General features: G+C 65.5%; 15 protein-coding genes and 10 tRNA genes. 22 read left to right on the top strand and 3 right to left on the bottom strand.

Going from position 1 to position 17,977, the window contains the following annotated elements; genetic code table 11:
• Positions 1–86: 86 nt before the first annotated feature.
• Both phoB and NR101_RS07735 read right to left on the bottom strand, forming a co-directional pair.
• Positions 87–776: a phosphate regulon transcriptional regulator PhoB gene (gene phoB, locus NR101_RS07730; RefSeq protein WP_068849561.1), complete on the bottom strand. Its 690-nt coding sequence runs from the start codon at positions 774–776 to the stop codon at positions 87–89.
• Between the two features lie 134 nt (positions 777–910).
• Positions 911–2,551, bottom strand: coding sequence for a M48 family metalloprotease (locus tag NR101_RS07735; RefSeq protein ID WP_256776268.1), 1,641 nt, complete (start codon positions 2,549–2,551; stop codon positions 911–913).
• 153 nt (positions 2,552–2,704) lie between these two features.
• Here NR101_RS07735 and grxC point away from each other — a divergent pair, with 153 nt between their 5' ends.
• The 5 genes from grxC to NR101_RS07760 all read left to right on the top strand — a co-directional run bounded on the left by grxC (position 2,705) and on the right by NR101_RS07760 (position 6,576).
• On the top strand, positions 2,705–3,004 hold the full coding sequence (grxC, locus tag NR101_RS07740) for a glutaredoxin 3 (RefSeq protein ID WP_256776269.1): 300 nt from the start codon (positions 2,705–2,707) through the stop codon (positions 3,002–3,004).
• On the top strand, positions 3,001–3,393 hold the full coding sequence (locus tag NR101_RS07745) for a carboxymuconolactone decarboxylase family protein (RefSeq protein WP_256776270.1): 393 nt from the start codon (positions 3,001–3,003) through the stop codon (positions 3,391–3,393). Before grxC ends, NR101_RS07745 begins: the two co-directional genes overlap by 4 nt.
• 272 nt (positions 3,394–3,665) lie before the next feature.
• Entirely contained in the window at positions 3,666–4,673 is a 1,008-nt protein-coding gene (locus NR101_RS07750) for an isocitrate dehydrogenase (protein WP_256776272.1), read from the top strand.
• A gap of 176 nt (positions 4,674–4,849) precedes the next feature.
• On the top strand, positions 4,850–5,593 hold the full coding sequence (locus NR101_RS07755; RefSeq protein ID WP_256776273.1) for a cysteine hydrolase: 744 nt from the start codon (positions 4,850–4,852) through the stop codon (positions 5,591–5,593).
• A gap of 53 nt (positions 5,594–5,646) precedes the next feature.
• Complete coding sequence (locus tag NR101_RS07760; RefSeq protein ID WP_256776274.1) at positions 5,647–6,576, top strand: LysR family transcriptional regulator; 930 nt, start codon at positions 5,647–5,649, stop codon at positions 6,574–6,576.
• A gap of 46 nt (positions 6,577–6,622) precedes the next feature.
• Here the strand turns inward: NR101_RS07760 and NR101_RS07765 are convergent, their stop codons facing one another.
• On the bottom strand, positions 6,623–7,381 hold the full coding sequence (locus tag NR101_RS07765) for a Bax inhibitor-1/YccA family protein (protein ID WP_256776276.1): 759 nt from the start codon (positions 7,379–7,381) through the stop codon (positions 6,623–6,625).
• 175 nt (positions 7,382–7,556) lie between these two features.
• Between NR101_RS07765 and NR101_RS07770 the strand changes: the two genes are divergently transcribed.
• From NR101_RS07770 to NR101_RS07850, 17 genes are all read left to right on the top strand, one after another.
• A tRNA-Pro gene (locus NR101_RS07770) sits at positions 7,557–7,633 on the top strand.
• Positions 7,634–7,675: 42 nt separating this feature from the next.
• Positions 7,676–7,752, top strand: a tRNA-Arg gene (locus tag NR101_RS07775).
• A gap of 35 nt (positions 7,753–7,787) precedes the next feature.
• A tRNA-His gene (locus NR101_RS07780) sits at positions 7,788–7,864 on the top strand.
• Between the two features lie 80 nt (positions 7,865–7,944).
• Positions 7,945–8,020 (top strand) — tRNA-Lys (locus NR101_RS07785).
• 224 nt (positions 8,021–8,244) lie between these two features.
• A tRNA-Lys gene (locus tag NR101_RS07790) sits at positions 8,245–8,320 on the top strand.
• Positions 8,321–8,587: 267 nt separating this feature from the next.
• Positions 8,588–8,851 carry a hypothetical protein gene (locus NR101_RS07795; protein WP_256776277.1) on the top strand — a complete coding sequence of 88 codons (264 nt, stop codon included), beginning with the start codon at positions 8,588–8,590 and terminating at the stop codon, positions 8,849–8,851.
• A 64-nt stretch (positions 8,852–8,915) separates the two neighbouring features.
• On the top strand, positions 8,916–10,250 hold the full coding sequence (locus NR101_RS07800; RefSeq protein WP_256776278.1) for a chloride channel protein: 1,335 nt from the start codon (positions 8,916–8,918) through the stop codon (positions 10,248–10,250).
• A gap of 90 nt (positions 10,251–10,340) precedes the next feature.
• Positions 10,341–10,425, top strand: a tRNA-Leu gene (locus NR101_RS07805).
• Positions 10,426–10,661: 236 nt separating this feature from the next.
• Positions 10,662–11,957, top strand: coding sequence for a trigger factor (gene tig / locus NR101_RS07810; RefSeq protein WP_256776279.1), 1,296 nt, complete (start codon positions 10,662–10,664; stop codon positions 11,955–11,957).
• A gap of 66 nt (positions 11,958–12,023) precedes the next feature.
• Positions 12,024–12,650 carry an ATP-dependent Clp endopeptidase proteolytic subunit ClpP gene (gene clpP / locus NR101_RS07815; RefSeq protein ID WP_256776280.1) on the top strand — a complete coding sequence of 209 codons (627 nt, stop codon included), beginning with the start codon at positions 12,024–12,026 and terminating at the stop codon, positions 12,648–12,650.
• Positions 12,651–12,776: 126 nt separating this feature from the next.
• Positions 12,777–14,066, top strand: coding sequence for an ATP-dependent Clp protease ATP-binding subunit ClpX (clpX, locus tag NR101_RS07820; RefSeq protein ID WP_256776281.1), 1,290 nt, complete (start codon positions 12,777–12,779; stop codon positions 14,064–14,066).
• A 142-nt stretch (positions 14,067–14,208) separates the two neighbouring features.
• The gene (gene lon, locus NR101_RS07825; protein WP_256776282.1) at positions 14,209–16,674 is read left to right on the top strand and encodes an endopeptidase La; all 2,466 of its coding nucleotides are present in this window, start codon (positions 14,209–14,211) and stop codon (positions 16,672–16,674) included.
• Positions 16,675–16,879: 205 nt separating this feature from the next.
• Entirely contained in the window at positions 16,880–17,152 is a 273-nt protein-coding gene (locus NR101_RS07830; RefSeq protein ID WP_038690141.1) for an HU family DNA-binding protein, read from the top strand.
• 11 nt (positions 17,153–17,163) lie between these two features.
• Positions 17,164–17,238, top strand: a tRNA-Val gene (locus tag NR101_RS07835).
• Between the two features lie 28 nt (positions 17,239–17,266).
• Positions 17,267–17,343, top strand: a tRNA-Asp gene (locus NR101_RS07840).
• A gap of 90 nt (positions 17,344–17,433) precedes the next feature.
• Positions 17,434–17,510, top strand: a tRNA-Asp gene (locus tag NR101_RS07845).
• A gap of 90 nt (positions 17,511–17,600) precedes the next feature.
• Positions 17,601–17,677: transfer RNA gene (locus NR101_RS07850), tRNA-Asp, on the top strand.
• Positions 17,678–17,977: the final 300 nt, after the last annotated feature.

Raw genomic sequence — 17,977 nt, forward strand, 5'->3', positions numbered from 1 at the left:
GAAGGTGCGGTCCTCGGACGCGATCCAAGGTTATAGCAGGAGTGGCCGGCACCGGGCGCAATGGCCAGGCACCGGCCCGACGAGACTCAGGTCGAGGTCGAGAACCGGTAACCGGCGCCGCGCACGGTCTGCACCATGTTTTCCGCGCCGAACGGTTCCAGGGTCTTGCGCAGGCGACGGATGTGCACGTCGATGGTGCGCTCTTCCACGTACACGCTGCCGCCCCACACGTGGTCCAGCAGCTGCGCGCGGGTGTAGACACGCTCGGGGTGGGTCATGAAGAAGTGCAGCAGGCGGTATTCGGTCGGACCGATCGGCACCGGCTGGTCACCGGCGAAGACGCGGTGGGCGGCGCCGTCGATGCGGATGGAACCCACCGCGACGCTGCCGTCTTCGTCATCGTCGCGGGCGCGGCGCATCACCGCTCGGATGCGGGCCAGCAGCTCGCGGGCCGAGAACGGCTTGACCACGTAGTCGTCGACACCAGCTTCCAGGCCGCCGACGCGATCGTTCTCTTCGCCGCGCGCGGTGAGCATGATGATCGGCACCTCGCGGGTGAGGGCTTCCTTGCGCCAGCGTCGGGCCAGGTCCAGCCCACTGGTGCCGGGCAGCATCCAGTCCAGCAGGATCAGGTCCGGGACGCGGTCTGCGATCGCCGTCTGCGCCTCGCGGGCATCGCCGGCATGGATCGGGTCGTAGTCGCCCTTGCGCAGGGCGAAGGCGACCATTTCGCGGATCGCGGGTTCGTCATCGACGATCAGAATGCGTTTCTGCACGTGGCACCGTATTGCTTATCAGACCGGGATTGAGCCCAGTAGACTACGGTTTCATGACATGTTTGTGACGGCCCTGGCCGACACTTCCTGCAACTGCCATGGCGCCGTCATATGCCGCCGGGGCGCCAGCGGGCTCAGCGCCGCTCCAGCTCGGGGTCGCGGATGCCCTGGCGGCGCATTTCCAGCACCGTCGGGGTGATGCTCTCGATGCGCGCATCGACCCGGGCACGGCCCACGTAGTCCAGTGCCGGCTGCTTTTTCAGCGCCTGGAGCTGCATCAGCGCCTGTTCCGGGCGACCGTTCAGGAACGCCGCTTCGGCGTAGGCCTCGCTGGCGCGCACGGTATCGCCGGCCAGTTCGCTGGCGCGGGCGTAGCGCAGCTGGAACACCGGATCATTGCCGCTTTGCGACAGCAACGGGCGCAGCATCGCCTGGGCCCGTTGGCCGGCCTCGCGGCCCCCCTGTTCGTTGAGGATCTCCGCGTACGTCAGCGCCACCGGACGGCTGCCCGGGTGTTGGCGCAGCAGCGTCTCAAACCGCGTATTGGCCTCGGTCGGCTGGCCCGAACGCGATTCGGCCTCGCCCAGCGCCAGCGCTACCCACAGGTTGTCGGGGTGGTCGCGCAACAGCTCGGTCAGGTCGCGCCGGGCCTCGCCGGCGCCGCTGTTGCGCAGCCGCGCCAGGGCCAGGCCATAGCGCTGCGGTTGGGTCAGCCCCTGCTTTTGCGCGCGCTGCAGGTTTTCGTATTCACGCACCACATCGCCGGGGGTATCGGCGCTGAGCACGCGCAGGCGCTCGCGTGCCCATTCGAACTGGCCGGTGGCGCCGCGGCTGAGGCTGTTGACCGAGATCTGCATCGAGGCCGGCAGCATTGGATTGTTGCCGCGCACGATCGGATCGGACAACGCCGGATCGGCCGGGTTCACCCGCTCCTGGCGGACTCCGCCGGGCACCTCGGTGGTGAGCAGCACGGTGTCCTTCTTCATCTGCTCGGCGCGGGCCTTGGCCTCGCTGATGCGGGTGGTGGTGACCGGGTGGGTCTGCAGGAAGTCCGGTACCGAGTAGCCGCCGGCATTGCCGCGCATCGAGGCGGACATGCGTTCGAAGAAGCCGGCCATCGCATCCACGTCGTAGCCGCTGCGGGCCAGGGTGCGGATGCCCAGGCGGTCAGCCTCGGATTCGTTGCTGCGGGTGTAGTTGATCTGGCGCTGCTGCATCAGCCCCATGCCGGAGGTGATCGCGGCCATGGTCGCATCGCCCGAGGAATTGCCGCCGGCCTGCTGCGCGGCGACCACCGCCGCCAGCATGCCCAGCAGGATCGGGATCTGGTCGCGCTGGGCCCGTTCCACTCCGCGCAGCACGTGCTGCTGGGTGACATGGGCGATTTCGTGGGACAGCACCGCCGCCACCTCGTCCTCACGCTCGGCGGTCAGCACCAGGCCGGCGTTGACCCCCACGTACCCGCCCAGGGTGGCGAAGGCGTTGATCTGGCGGTCCTTGAGCATGAAAAACGTATACGACTGGCGCGGCTGGGCGCTGTTGGAGCCGAGCCGGGCGCCCATGGTCTGCAGCCAGTCGTCCACCAGCGGGTCGTCCAGCAGATAGCCGTAGTTGCGCAGCTCGCGCAGCATCATCCCGCCGTATTCGGCCTGGCGGGCCGGGGTCAGCAGTTCACCGGCCGAGGAGCCGATGTCGGGCAGCTTGGACTCCTGCGCGGACACCAACGGCGCGGCCAGGGCGAGAGTCAGCGCGGCGGAGAGCAGCAGAGGGCGCAATCGAAGCTCCAGGACGGGCGGGGCAGGGGACCAGGCGGCAGCGTGACAGGCGCCATGCAAATCTGCGGTTAATCCACAGTGTTGCGGTGATGACGTGGAAAATCCAGCAGCCAGCTACCATGTACAGACACTCGTTTGTCCGTGGAGTTTCCCGTGAGCCAAGATGTTGCGTCCAACCCGGGTGGGGCCCCTGCCATCACCATCTATTCGACCGCGGTCTGCCCCTACTGCGTGGCTGCCAAGAACTTCCTCAAGAGCAAGGGTCGCGACTGGACCGAAGTGCGGATCGACCTGGATCCGGTCGAGCGCGAGAAGATGATGGCCAAGACCCGCCGCACCAGCGTGCCGCAGATCTTCGTCGGTGACGTCCATGTGGGCGGCTACGACGACATGATGGCCCTGCATCGCGCCGGCAAGCTGGAGCCGCTGCTGGCCGGGCAGGGCCCGGCATGAGCGCGGCCGACGACGGCAGCAAGGATCGCATCGCCGAATTCACCGAATTCCGCCAGCGCATGAACCAGCGCATCCTCGGCGAGCCCAACCAGGTCGTGCGGCGGTTCTTCGCGCTCGACACCCAGACCTACCAGGCTGGCGCGCTCGATGTGAAGACCAAAGAGCTGCTGGGCCTGGTGGCCTCGATGGTGCTGCGCTGCGATGACTGCATCAGCTACCACGTCGCCCAGTGCAAGGACGCCGGGGTCACCCGCGAAGAGTTCTTCGAGACCTTCTCGGTCGGCCTGGTGGTCGGCGGCTCGATCGTGATCCCGCACCTGCGCCGCGCCGTCGATTTCCTCGACCAGCTCGAAGGCGGCGCGGACGCCCCGGCCGTTCACGAACACTGAGGTCCGGGGCCGCCGTGCGGCCTGTCCCGGGTGACGCCGGCGACGCGCCGGCGGGTTTTCGTTCATGTTCGACAAGGTGTGCCTACCGACCGACGGTCGGTGGCTACCGTGGGGTGGGACCGCCTTGTTGCCGGCCAGCGGCCGTCACTACCACCAATGGCGGATTTGGGTCCGTTGGGCGGGTCAGGCATAATTGCCGATGAAACTTCCCTTGCGCCCGTGCTCCGCGTAGCTGACGGACGGCGCTCCCCCTCGGTTCGGACTACACATCAATGACGCAGAAAATCACGGTCATCCGCGGCGACGGCATCGGCCCGGAGATCATGGACGCTACCCTGTTCGTGCTCGGTAAGCTGGACACCGGCTTTGAATACGAAGACGCCGACGCCGGCCTGGTCGCGCTGGAAAAGCACGGCGACCTGATGCCGGCCTCCACGCTGGAATCGATCGCACGCAACAAGATCGCCCTGAAGAGCCCGCTGACCACCCCGGTCGGTGGCGGCTTCACCTCGATCAACGTCAGCCTGCGTCGTCATTTCGACCTGTATGCCAACGTGCGTCCGGCGGTGTCCTTCCCGAACACCAAGTCGCGCTTCGGCGACGGCGTGGACCTGATCACCGTGCGTGAGAACACCGAAGGCGCCTACCTGGCCGAAGGCCAGGAAGTGTCGGCCGATGGCGAGACCGCGTTCTCGGGCACCCGCATCACCCGCAAGGGCTCCGAGCGCATCGTGCGCTACGCCTTCGAGCTGGCCCGCAGCACCGGCCGCAAGAAGGTCACCGCCGTGCACAAGGCCAACATCATCAAGTCGACCTCGGGCCTGTTCCTGGCCGTGGCGCGCGAAGTGGCGGCCAAGTACCCGGAGATCGAGTTCCAGGAAATGATCGTCGACAACTGCTGCATGCAGTTGGTGATGCGTCCGGAACAGTTCGACATCATCGTGACCACCAACCTGTTCGGCGACATCATTTCCGACCTGTGCGCCGGTCTGGTCGGTGGCCTGGGGCTAGCCCCGGGCGCCAACATCGGTGAGAACGCGGCGATCTTCGAAGCCGTGCACGGCACCGCGCCGGACATCGCCGGGCAGGGCAAGGCCAATCCGTGCGCGCTGCTGCTGGCAGCCGCGCAGATGCTGGACCATGTCGGCCAGACCGACAACGCCGAGCGCCTGCGGAAGGCCATCGTGGCCACGCTGGAAGCCAAGGACTCGCTGACCGGCGACCTGGGCGGCACCGGCAACACCATGGGCTTCGCCCAGGCCATCGCCAGCCGCCTGTAAGCGGTCCGGCGACACTGGTGAATCCACAGCGGGGCGCCTTCGGGCGCCCCGTTGCGTTGGCGTGCCTGGAACTTTATCTGTGCGGTTCCCGCACAGATGGCGTGCAGGAAGATGGCTGGTGGGTGCACAGGTCGGCGCGCATCCTGTGCCCACCTTCCACGCACAGGAGCACTCCCATGAACCTCACCACCTTTGGCCTGGCCAGTCTGATCGGCATGGCCGCCATCGCCCCGGCGGTTGCCGCCGAACCGAGCCATCCCACCATCCGCCAGCTGGCCGGTGCGCCCAGCGCTACCGCGCTGGATGCCGCAAAAACCGCGGTGCTGGTGATCGACTTCCAGAACGAGTATTTCGACGCCAGTGCCGCCCCGGGCTTTGCCGGCGGCCGCATGGTCATTCCCGATGGCGTGGCCGCGCTGGCCCAGGCCCGTCGTGTGGTCGACTTCGCCGATACCAACGGCATCCGCGTCATCCACGTGCAGCATGTGCTGCCGGCTGGCGCGCCGCTGTTCGCTCAGGGCAGCGTCAATGTGGCCTTCCACCGCGACATGCAGCCGCGCAGCGGCGAAACCGTGATCCAGAAGGACAACGTGAGCGTGTTCGCCGGCGCCTCGGCCGCCGCGCTGGACAAGGTGCTCCAGGACGCCGGTATCGACACCTTGATCGTCACCGGCCTGCAGACCCATGCCTGCGTGGTGGGCGCCGCCCGTGACGCGGCCGCGGCCCCGCGCGGCTATCGGGTGATCGTGTCCTCCGACGCCAGCGCCAGCCGCGACCTCGACCTGGCCGGCGGCAAGCGCATCGGCCACCGCGCGCTGCACGAAGCGTCGCTGGCACAGATCGACGACGCGTTCGGCGATGTCATGGCCACCGAGGCGATCCTGGCGCTGCCGGTGCGCAAGTCGGGCGACGGCGCTTGATAAGCTGGCAGGGCCCGCATCCGGCGGGCCCTGCCAACCGGAGCTGCCTGCCGATGGATCACTTCGCCGCCCTGCGTGCGCTGCGCGCGATCGTCGACGCCGGCAGTTTCACCGCTGCCGCCGAGCGGCAGGGCACCACCCACTCGGCCATGTCGCGGCAACTGCGGCAACTGGAAGAGCACCTGCAGGTCCGGTTGCTCGACCGCAACAGCCGACGGCTGTCGCTGACCGAGGCCGGCCGCGATTACTACCGCGAGGCCGTGGCGCTGCTGGAGCGGTTGGACCAGGCCGATGACCGTGCCCGTGCAGGGCAGGCCACGCCCAGCGGACGGCTGCGGATCAGCGTGCCGCAGGTGGTGGCCAGCCAGGAGTTGCCGTATTGGCTGCCGGGGTTCCTTGCACGCTATCCGCAGGTGGCGCTGGATCTTTCCGCCGACGACCAGTTGGTCGACGTGGTCGGCGGTGGATTCGACCTGGCGCTGCGCATCGCCGCAACGCTGCCGGACAGCCAATTGGTTGCCCGTGAACTGGCCAGCTGCCCGCGCATCCTGGTCGCCGCGCCGGCCTACCTTGCCGCCCATGGCCTGCCGCGGCAGGCTGCTGACCTGGACAAACACGCGCTGCTGGCCTTCAGTCCGGCCGGTGCCGCTTCGCGTTGGGAACTGCAGGGGCCGCGCGGGGCCAGCGCCAGCGTCGAGGCCGGCCAGCGACTGCACGTGGATGCCACCCCGGCGCTGTATGCCGCCGTGCTGGCGGGCATGGGCATCAGCCTGTTCACCGCGTTGACCGTGCAGGAGGATCTGCGCACCGGTCGCCTGATCCGCGTGCTGCCCGGCTGGCACGCCGGACAGCGCCGCTACTTCGCGCTGTATCCGCATGCGCGTGCGCTTGCCCCGAAGGTGCGCGCGCTGGTGGATTACCTGGCCGCGCATTACGCCGGGCAGACGGGCGGGGCGGGCCCGGCGGCTGGCGAGCGCGCATGAAAAAGGGCGCCCGGGGGCGCCCTCTTGAAGGTGCGGATCGAGCGGCTCAGCGCTGCTGGATCTTCGCCAGCAGGCGCAGGAATTCCACGTACAGCCACACCAGCGTGACCATCAGGCCGAACGCGCCGTACCACTCCATGTACTTGGGCGCGCGGGCTTCGGCGCCGTTCTCGATGAAGTCGAAATCCAGCACCAGGTTCAGCGCGGCCACCACCACCACGAACAGGCTGAAGGCGATGCCCATCCAGCCGCCCTGGTGGATCATCGGCACATTGATGTTGAAGAAGCTCAGCACGAACGAAGCCAGGTACAGCAGCGCGATGCCGCCCGTGGCCGCGACCACGCCCAGCTTGAAGTTCTCGGTGACCTTGATCAGGCCGCTGCGGTACACCGCGAGCATCACGAACATCGTGCCGAAGGTCAGCATCACCGCCTGCATCACAATGCCCGGGAACTTGGCGTTGAACACCGCCGAGATCGCGCCCAGGAACAGGCCTTCGACCAGCGCGTACATCGGCGCGGTGACCGGCGACCATTCTTTCTTGAAGATGGTCACCAGTGCCAGCACCAGGCCGCCGATCGCACCGGCCACGGTGTACAGCATTGCCCCGCCGGTCGGCAGGCCAGCGGCATCCACCGACTGACTCCAGGCGAAGGCTGCGGTAAGCACGGTCAACAGCAGCAGCAGGCCGGTCTTGTTGACGGTGCCGTTGATGGTCATTGCCTGGTCGGGCGAGGTCACTACCGAGCCGCTGGCAAGATCCAGGAACGTCGATTCGGAAAGTGCGGGATTGCCGCTGCGCATTGCCAATCTCCTTGAAGGGGTAGGGTTCCGGCCATCCGACCGCTGCGGCGAGCATAGCCGATACGCAGCGGTCGGGACGCGACGTGTACGGCAACGTGAAATAAGCGTTGACAGATGCTGCGCAGATTCCCACAATAGCCGACTCTTTCGGGGGGAACCTCGAGGGATTTACCACCGGGGTATAGCGCAGTCTGGTAGCGCGCCTGCTTTGGGAGCAGGATGTCGGGGGTTCGAATCCCTCTACCCCGACCAAGCCTGCTCAAAACAGGATTGAAATGCGATAATCCAGCCAGGGCGCCCGTAGCTCAACTGGATAGAGCACCGGCCTTCTAAGCCGGCGGTTACAGGTTCGATTCCTGTCGGGCGCACCATCGGGTGCATGCGTCAGGAAGCAAAGTTTTCAGTGGTGGCTGTAGCTCAGTTGGTTAGAGTTCCGGATTGTGATTCCGGTGGTCGGGGGTTCGAGTCCCCTCAGCCACCCCACTGATTCAAACTGGTTCACCGAAAGTGAATCAGAGTTGCAAAAGGCAGCACACACGCTACAATGTGCGCCTGAGTTTTCAGGGCTGTTAGCTCAGTTGGTAGAGCAGTTGACTCTTAATCAATAGGTCCAAGGTTCGAATCCTTGACAGCCCACCAAGACAAAAGCCGCCTGGTCCGCCAGGCGGCTTTTTTCTTGCCTGCGATTCCGCAAGCACCGGTAGTGCCGAGCCACGCCCGGCAGCCTCGTAAAAACGAGCAGGATCGCAGCTCTGCCAGCCGGGCAGAGCCCGGCTCTACCGCGGGGCGGTGTTTCTCATCCGTTTAGAAAAAGTGCTTGCATCCCTGGTGGGGAATCCAGCATAATTCGCCTCCCGATTTTCGGGCTGTTAGCTCAGTTGGTAGAGCAGTTGACTCTTAATCAATAGGTCCAAGGTTCGAATCCTTGACAGCCCACCAAGACGAAAGCCACCTGGTCATCCAGGTGGCTTTTTTCTTGCCCGGCGTTCGCGTGGGACGCAACGCGGTAGTGCCGAGCCACGCTCGGCAACGGTCCAACGCGGCAGGATCTCCATCGCGCACGTCGCTGTCATGACCTCCCGCCGCCCGTCGCGCCGAACACGTCACGGCGTTTTCCCAACCTGCAACGCCGCGCACGGTCTGTGCCTGGCAACCGCGTTTCACTCGACGTACCGCGCCAACGGCGCCTGTTCGAGGGCAGCAACGATGACGCTTCCCACCTTTGCCGGACTCCTGCTGGCCGCCTTTGCCGGTACCGCGCTGGCAGCAGACGCATCGCCGCAGGCCGCACTGCCGTCGGTGCAGGCGCAGTACGCCACCACGGTGGTTCGCCATGACATGGCGCCGGGCACGTTCGTGCCTGCCATCCCGCTCGCAGACGTCCCCGTCCATCCTTACGCGCAGACCGTGCTGCGTACCGACCTTGCCGACGGTGACGTCCAGCCCGCCCAGGCCTTGCCAACCGACTGATTCAGCCGCCGCTGCCGCCAGTCACTGCACATCGCGTGGATCGGTCCGGTGGAACACTATCGGCATGGATACCCCGTCACCTTCGTCGCGCACGCGCTTGCTTGGGTCGCGGCAGCAATGGTTCGAACGCTTCGCCCTGTGGGGCGGTGCGGTCGCCGTCGCGCTGGCGGCCATCGTGTTCGCCAAGGCCAGCGACGCGGCCTTCGCGCTGTTCCGGCGCATCTACGACGCATCGCCCTGGTGGCCCCTGCTGCTCACCCCGGTCGTATTCGGCCTGCTGGCCTGGGTCACCCAGGGCGCCCTCAAATCCACCCGCGGCAGCGGCATCCCGCAGGTGATCGCCGCACTGGACGTGCCCGACGCCGGATTCCGCCAGCGCAACCTGTCGCTGCCGGTATCCGCAGGCAAGCTGGGGTTGACGGTGCTGGCACTGCTGGGCGGTGCATCGGTGGGGCGCGAAGGACCGACCGTCCATGTCGGTGCAAGCCTCATGTTCGTGATCGGGCGCGCGCTCGGGTTCCGCGACCCGCGCCACGCCGGCCACTTCCTGCTGGCCGGTGGCGCGGCTGGCATCGCGGCGGCGTTCAACACGCCGCTGGCGGGCGTGGTGTTTGCGATCGAAGAACTGTCCGGGCGGCTCGAGCATCGCTTCTCCGGCGCACTGTTGACGGCGGTGATCGTCGGTGGCGTGGTGTCGCTGGGGCTGCTGGGCAATTACACCTATTTCGGCCGGGTGGATGTGACGCTGCCGCTGGGCATGGGGTGGCTGGCGGTGCTGCTGTGCGGTGTCGTCGGCGGGCTGGCCGGCGGGGTGTTCAGCTGGCTGGTATTGGCTGCCGTGGACGGCCGACCCCGCTGGCTGGGACGCGCGCGGGCGTCGCGGCCGGTGCTGTTCGCCGCCGGTTGCGGGTTGCTGCTGGCGGTGCTGGGGCTGGTGTTCGGCGCGGGCGCCTTTGGCACCGGCTACGAGCAGGCGCGTGGTCTTGTGCAGGGGCAGGGCGTGGTGGGGCACGAGTTCGGGCTGATGAAGTTCGCCGCCAACCTGGTGTCCTATATCGCCGGTATCCCGGGCGGCCTGTTCTCGCCGGCGCTGGCGGTCGGCGCGGGGATCGGCCACAACCTCGCCGCGCTGCTGCCCGGCGTGGACCCCTCGGCAGTGGTGCTGCTGGGCATGTGCGCCTACCTGACCGGCATCACCCAGGCGCCGCTGACCTCGGCGGTCATTTCCATGGAGCTGACCGACAACACCGACATGCTGCTGCCCATCCTGGCCACGGTCCTGCTGGCGCGTGCGCTCTCGTCGCTGGTGTGCCGCCAGCCGATCTATCGGGCACTGGCGCAACGGTTGCTGGATGCGACGCCCGCCCCGTCACCGACGGGGACGGCCCAGGGCACATAGGCCGCGGCGCCAATCCAGGCGCAATAGCGCCCTTGCGGCTTTTTCTTTCCCGCCAGCCCTGCAACAATGGACGGCTGAGCGGTATCGCTCGCGAAAGTGGCGGAATTGGTAGACGCCCTGGATTTAGGTTCCAGTGCCGCAAGGCGTGGGGGTTCGAGTCCCCCCTTTCGCACCAGTCATCCCGGCCCCTGGCCGGCAGGTTGATGGTCGGCACGTCCCGGATCCGGGGAGACGGCCGCATGCTGCCCGGGCAGGCCTTCACGGCCGCTCCGGCCCTGCGCTGGCGGCGCTGGCCGATATCGGCGAAACTACAGGGCTGCGGCGGGCATGCGCGTCAACGACCCCGCGTTCAAAACCCGTTCCATCCATCACATCGTGCCGGGGGCGTTGCCGCCGGTGGCAGGAGTCAACATGCAAGCTTCGATCGAATCCACTGGCAATCTGGAACGCCGCCTGACCTTCTCGCTGCCGGAAGACCGCCTGCAGACCCACATCAGTGGCCGTCTGGGCGAAATCGCCCGCACCGCGCGCATCAAGGGCTTCCGTCCGGGCAAGATCCCGGCCAAGGTGATCGAACAGCGTTTCGGCCAGCAGGTCCGCAGCGAAGCCGTCGACGGCCTGCTGCGCGAGACCTTCGATGCCGCCCTGCGCGAGCATGAGCTGCGCATTGCCGGCACCCCGCGCATCGACAAGGGCGAGGAAGGCGAGTTCTCCTTCGTGGCCACCGTCGAGCTGATTCCGGACTTTGGCGATGTCGACGTCAGCAAGCTGACCGTGGTCCGCCACACCGCCGACATCAACGATGCCGACATCGACCAGATGATCACCAACCTGCGCGAACAGCGTCGCAGCTGGAGCCCGGTCACCCGTGGGGCGCAGGACGGCGACCTGGTCGCGCTGGAAACCTTCTCCCAGGCCGGCGATGAGCGCCTGCCGGCCGAAGGCAGCGAAAAGGGCAGCGTGATCGTGGGTCAGGGCATGATGTTCGAGCAGATCGAACAGGGCCTGATCGGCCTGGCCAAGGGCGAAGAAAAGACCCTGGACGTCGAATTCCCGGCCGATTGGCGCGTTCCGGCGCTGGCCGGCAAGCAGGTCAAGGTCACCGTCAAGGCGGTGGACGTGTCCGCGCCGGTGCTGCCGGACGTGGATGCCGAGTTCATCAAGAGCTTCGGCGTGAAGGGTGGCGACGAGGAGCAGTTCCGCAAGGACATCCGCGCCAACCTGGAGCGCGAACTGAAGGGCGCGCTGATGAACCGCCTGCGCCGTGAAGTGGGCGAGCAACTGATCGCCGCCTACGCCTCGGTCGAAATGCCGCCGCGCCTGGTCGAGAACGAAGCCCGTGCGATGCTGGCCCAGCAGGTCGAGCAGATCCGTCGCAGCGGCCGCAACCCGGGCGACGTCCCGGCCGACGCCCATGAAGGCTTCAAGGACGCCGCTGCCAAGCGCGTGCTGGTCGGCCTGCTGGTCGGCGAAGTGGCCCGCAAGAACGACCTGCGCCTGGACCCCAAGCGCCTGAATGAAACCATGCGCCTGATTGCCTCCACCTATGAAGAGCCGGAGCAGGTCATTGAGATGTACCGTAATGACCCCCAGCTGATGAGTGGGCTGCAGAATCGTGTGATGGAAGAGCAGGTGATCGACTGGATCGCCGAGCGCGCCCAGCACACCGAAGAACAGCTGTCGTTCCAGGACGCGATCCGCCAGTAAGCGGCCTGCGTTTTACGCCCCGCGCCCCGGCGCGGGGTCGTTCCCCCCAAAATAGGTGCCTCACTAATGGACAACCGAACCACAGCCCTGAACATGGTTCCGATGGTGGTCGAACAGACCAGCCGCGGCGAGCGCGCCTATGACATCTATTCGCGCCTGTTGAAGGAGCGTCTGATCTTCCTGGTGGGCCCGATCGACGATCACATGGCCAACGTGGTGGTGGCGCAGCTGCTGTTCCTGGAAGCGGACAACCCGGAAAAGGACATCAGCATCTACATCAACTCGCCCGGTGGCGTAGTCACCGCCGGCATGGCGATCTACGACACCATGCAATACATCAAGCCGGACGTGAGCACCATCTGCGTCGGTCAGGCCGCCTCGATGGGCGCGCTGCTGCTGGCATCCGGCGCGGCGGGCAAGCGGTATGCGCTGCCCAACTCGCGGGTGATGATCCACCAGCCGCTGGGCGGCTTCCAGGGCCAGGCCTCGGACATCGACATCCATGCCCGTGAAATCCTGACCCTGCGTTCGCGCCTGAACGAGGTGCTGGCCAAGCACACCGGCCAGTCGCTGGAGACCATCGCGCGCGATACCGAGCGCGACAACTTCAAGAGCGCGGCCGATGCGGTGGCCTACGGTCTGGTCGACCAGGTGCTCGAGCGCCGTCCGGAAGAGTCGATCACCCCGGCGTGATGATGCAGCCAGGCCGGCAAACCGGCTTGTTTCCGCAGGGTCGGGTAGGACTGGTGTCCTCCTGACCCTGTGCTATTCTCGAATCGAACCCCCGTTCAGCGGGTGGGGTAACTGGGTAAGCGAAGCATGAGCGAAGACCGCCAAGGTCGTTCCACGGACACCGGCAAGATCCTCTACTGTTCTTTCTGCGGGAAGAGCCAGCATGAGGTGCGCAAGCTGATTGCGGGCCCGAGCGTGTTCATCTGCGATGAGTGCGTGGAGCTGTGCAACGACATCATCCGTGAAGAACTCGAGGAAAAGGCGCAGTCGGCGCGCAGTTCGCTGCCCAAGCCGCGCGAGATCCTCGAGGTCCTCGATCAGTACGTGATTGGCCAGAACCGGGCCAAGCGCACGCTGGCCGTGGCTGTGTACAACCACTACAAGCGCATCGAGAGCCGCCAGAAGAACGACGAGGTCGAACTGGCGAAGTCGAACATCCTGCTGGTCGGTCCGACCGGTTCGGGCAAGACGCTGCTGGCCGAAACCCTGGCCCGCCTGCTCAACGTGCCGTTCACCATGGCCGACGCCACCACGCTGACCGAAGCCGGTTACGTGGGCGAGGACGTGGAAAACATCATCCAGAAGCTGCTGCAGAAGTGCGACTACGACGTCGAGAAGGCACAGCAGGGCATCGTCTACATCGATGAAATCGACAAGATCTCGCGCAAGAGCGAGAACCCGTCGATCACCCGCGACGTGTCCGGCGAAGGCGTGCAGCAGGCGCTTCTGAAGCTGATCGAAGGTACCGTGGCCAGCGTGCCGCCGCAGGGCGGGCGCAAGCATCCGCAGCAGGAATTCCTGCAGGTGGACACCAAGAACATCCTGTTCATCTGCGGCGGTGCGTTCGCCGGGCTGGACAAGGTGATCCAGGCGCGCTCCAACGACGCTGGCGGCATCGGCTTCGGCGCCAAGGTGAAGAGCTCCGAGCGCAAGCAGGAAGTGGGCAAGATCCTGGCCGAAGTCGAGCCGGAAGATCTGATCAAGTTCGGCCTGATCCCGGAATTCGTCGGCCGCCTGCCGGTCGTGGCAACCCTGGAAGAATTGGACGAAGCGGCCCTGGTCAGGATCCTGACCGAGCCGAAGAACGCCATCACCAAGCAGTTCAAGAAGCTGTTCGAGATGGAGCACGTCGAGCTGGAGTTCCGTCCGGACGCCCTGGCCGCGATCGCCCGCAAGGCGCTCAAGCGCAAGACCGGTGCCCGTGGCCTGCGTACCATCGTCGAATCGGTCCTGCTGGACACCATGTACGACCTGCCATCGGCAGAGAACGTCAGCAAGGTGGTGGTGGACGAATCGGTGATCGAACACAAGTCCGAACCGTACCTGATCTACCAGACGCCACCGGCGCCTGAACAGAAGGCGGCTGGTGCTGAATAATCGGTTCAAGTGATTGAATTGATAGAAATTTTTCAGAACAGCTTGCATCTAGAAGCCGATGGCCCCATAACGAGGCCATCGGCTTTTTTTGTATCCGGGCGAGGCGCCCGGAGGCCATCCCCACTGTTCCACTGGAGCCCACATGGCCCGTTCCCCTACTGAGACTCTCGACCTGCCGGTACTGCCGCTGCGTGACGTGGTGGTGTTCCCGCACATGGTCATCCCGCTGTTCGTCGGCCGCGACAAGTCCATGCACGCGCTGGAGCAGGCGATGGCGGCGGACAAGCGCATCCTGCTGCTGGCCCAGAAGTCGGCCGAGACCGATGACCCGACCGCCGCCGACCTCTACCAGGTCGGCACGCTGGCGCAGGTGCTGCAGCTGCTGAAGCTGCCTGATGGCACCATCAAGGTGCTGGTCGAGGGACTGTCGCGGGTCAACGTCACCGAAGTCACCGAGCGCGAGAGCGCGCTGCACGGCATCGCCACGGAGATCGAATCGGACGAATCGCGCGAGCCGCGCGAGATCGAGGCGATCGCCCGTTCGCTGATGTCGCTGTTCGAGCAGTACGTCAAGACCAATCGCAAGCTGCCGCCGGAGCTGCTGCAGACGCTGGCCGGCATCGACGAGCCAGCGCGCCTGGCCGACACCATCGCCGCGCACATCAGCGTGCGCCTGGCTGACAAGCAGCGCCTGCTGGAAACGCTGCAGATCGGCGACCGCCTGGAAATGCTGGTCGGCCTGGTCGACGGCGAGATCGACGTGCAGCAGATGGAAAAACGCATCCGCGGCCGCGTGAAGTCGCAGATGGAAAAAAGCCAGCGCGAGTACTACCTCAACGAGCAGATGAAGGCCATCCAGAAGGAACTGGGCGACCTGGACGATGCACCGGGCGAGCTGGACGAACTGGCGCGCAAGATCGCCGAGGCGGGCATGCCCAAGCCGGTGGAGACCAAGGCCAAGGCCGAGCTCAACAAGCTCAAGCAGATGTCGCCGATGTCGGCCGAAGCTGCCGTCGTGCGCAACTACCTGGACTGGCTGCTGGGCGTGCCGTGGAAAAAGCGCACCAAGGTGCGCAAGGACCTCAAGGTCGCCCAGGACACGCTGGACGCCGATCATTTCGGTCTGGACAAGGTCAAGGACCGCATCCTGGAATACCTGGCGGTGCAGTCGCGCGTGAAGCAGATGAAGGGCCCGATCCTGTGCCTGGTCGGTCCGCCCGGCGTGGGCAAGACCTCGCTCGGCCAGTCGATCGCCAAGGCGACCAACCGCAAGTTCGTGCGCATGAGCCTGGGCGGCGTGCGCGACGAGGCCGAGATCCGTGGCCATCGTCGTACCTATGTCGGCTCGATGCCGGGCCGCATCGTGCAGAACCTCAACAAGGTCGGCAGCAAGAACGCCCTGTTCGTGCTGGATGAGATCGACAAGATGTCGATGGATTTCCGCGGCGATCCCTCCTCGGCGCTGCTGGAAGTGCTCGACCCCGAGCAGAACAACGCGTTCAACGACCACTACCTCGAAGTGGATCTGGACCTGTCCGAAGTGATGTTCGTGGCGACCTCCAACTCGCTCAACATCCCCGGACCGCTGCTGGACCGCATGGAAGTCATCCGCATCCCCGGCTACACCGAGGATGAAAAGCTCAACATCGCCATGCGTTACCTGGTGCCCAAGCAGCTCAAGGCCAATGGCCTCAAGCCGGAGGAGCTGGAGATCGAGGCCGACGCCATCCAGGACATCGTGCGCTACTACACGCGCGAATCCGGCGTGCGCAACCTCGAGCGCGAAGTGGCCAAGATCTGCCGCAAGGTGGTCAAGGACATCGCGCTGGCGGGGCCGGTCGCTGCGGTCAAGCCGGCAAAGGTCGGCAAGAAGGCCGGCGCGAAGAAGAAAGCACTCGTGGTGGTCAACGGCAAGAACCTGGACAAGTACCTGGGCGTGCGCCGCGTCGACTTCGGCCGTGCCGAAGAGCAGAACGAGATCGGCCTGGTCACCGGCCTGGCCTGGACCGAAGTCGGTGGCGACCTGCTGCAGATCGAATCGACCCTGGTGCCGGGCAAGGGCCAGCTGATCCTGACCGGCCAGCTGGGCAATGTGATGAAGGAATCGGCGTCGGCGGCACTGTCGGTGGTGCGTTCGCGTGCCGAGCGGCTGGGCATCGACAACGAGTTCCTGCAGAAGCACGACGTGCATGTGCACGTGCCCGATGGCGCCACGCCCAAGGACGGTCCCAGCGCAGGTATCGCGATGGTGACCTCGCTGGTGTCCACGCTGACCAAGGTGCCGATCCGCGCCGAAGTGGCGATGACCGGCGAGATCACCCTGCGTGGCCGCGTCACCGCCATCGGCGGACTCAAGGAGAAGCTGCTGGCCGCGCTGCGGGGTGGCATCACCACGGTGATCATCCCGGAGGAGAACCGCAAGGATCTGGCCGATATCCCGGCCAACGTCACCCGCGATCTGAAGATCATTCCGGTGAAGTGGATCGAAGAGGTGCTGGAGTTGGCGCTGGAGGCACCGCTGACGCCCAAGAAGGCCAAAAAGGATGGGGCGCGCGTCACAGTGCGCAGCAAGGGCAAGACAGCTTCCACGACGCGCGTCAAGCACTGACGCGCCATCTGGAAATCGCCGAAACCCGCGTCGTTATTGGCTTTTCAGCTTGCGCGGGTAGTGGTGCGCTGGTATAAAAGCACCACTCGCGAGTCAGCACTCACTGACGTCGGCGAATCGAGAACTTCACTGGCGTCCGGCCGCATTGTGGGTCGGATGCTTCACTGTCGAATATGCGGAATCCCCGCCAAAGGAGCTGTACAGAATGAACAAGACCGAATTGATCGATGCCGTTGCCGAAGCCGCCGACCTGACCAAGGCCGAATCCAACCGCGCCGTCGACGCCGTCATCGCGTCCATCACCAAGGCCCTGAAGGGCGGCGATGCAGTGACGCTGGTGGGCTTCGGTACGTTCCAGGTTCGCGCACGTGCTGCCCGCACCGGCCGCAACCCGAAGACCGGCGACACCATCAAGATCGCTGCATCGAACAATCCGTCGTTCAAGGCTGGCAAAGCCCTGAAGGATGCCGTAAACTAAGCGGCTTGCTGGGGTGCTTAGCTCAGCGGTAGAGCGTCTCCTTTACACGGAGAGGGTCGGGGGTTCGAAACCCTCAGCACCCACCACAGCACCGCCAGTAAAAGTTTGAAATGTGGAGCGGTAGTTCAGCTGGTTAGAATGCTGGCCTGTCACGCCGGAGGTCGCGGGTTCGAGTCCCGTCCGCTCCGCCAGTTCCGAAAAAATCCTCGAGAAAAGCAGCATTCGGGGTAGGTTTTCTGAATATCTTCGGATAGAATGAGCGCCTGCAAAGTTTCAAGTGCGGAGCGGTAGTTCAGCTGGTTAGAATGCTGGCCTGTCACGCCGGAGGTCGCGGGTTCGAGTCCCGTCCGCTCCGCCAGTTACGAAAAAATCCTCGAGAAAAGCAGCATTCGGGGTAGGTTTTCTGAATATCTTCGGATAGAATGAGCGCCTGCAAAGTTTCAAGCGCGGAGCGGTAGTTCAGCTGGTTAGAATGCTGGCCTGTCACGCCGGAGGTCGCGGGTTCGAGTCCCGTCCGCTCCGCCAATCTTTGAAAAGCCCTTGGTGAAAGCCAAGGGCTTTTTTTTTGGTTTTCCTCCCGGTGGGCTGGCGCGTCTTGTTCCAACATCGCAGTCGATAATTCACGGCGATACGCGAGTGGTCGGATAGTCCGGGCGATGTGTGGGATCGGGGGGGCTTCGTTCTTGTATGCCGCGAGCGTGAGGGCCCCGCAGCAGCCGGTAGGCCCCTGGCGCAAATGTCCCCCGGCCTGGCGGCCTCCTCCTTTATTTGGTTCTTCACCCAACTCCGGGGAAGGCCGCCCGGATCTTCAGGAAGAAGTACGCG

The organism is Stenotrophomonas sp. Ste86 (assembly GCF_024519465.1).
GTDB lineage: Bacteria > Pseudomonadota > Gammaproteobacteria > Xanthomonadales > Xanthomonadaceae > Stenotrophomonas.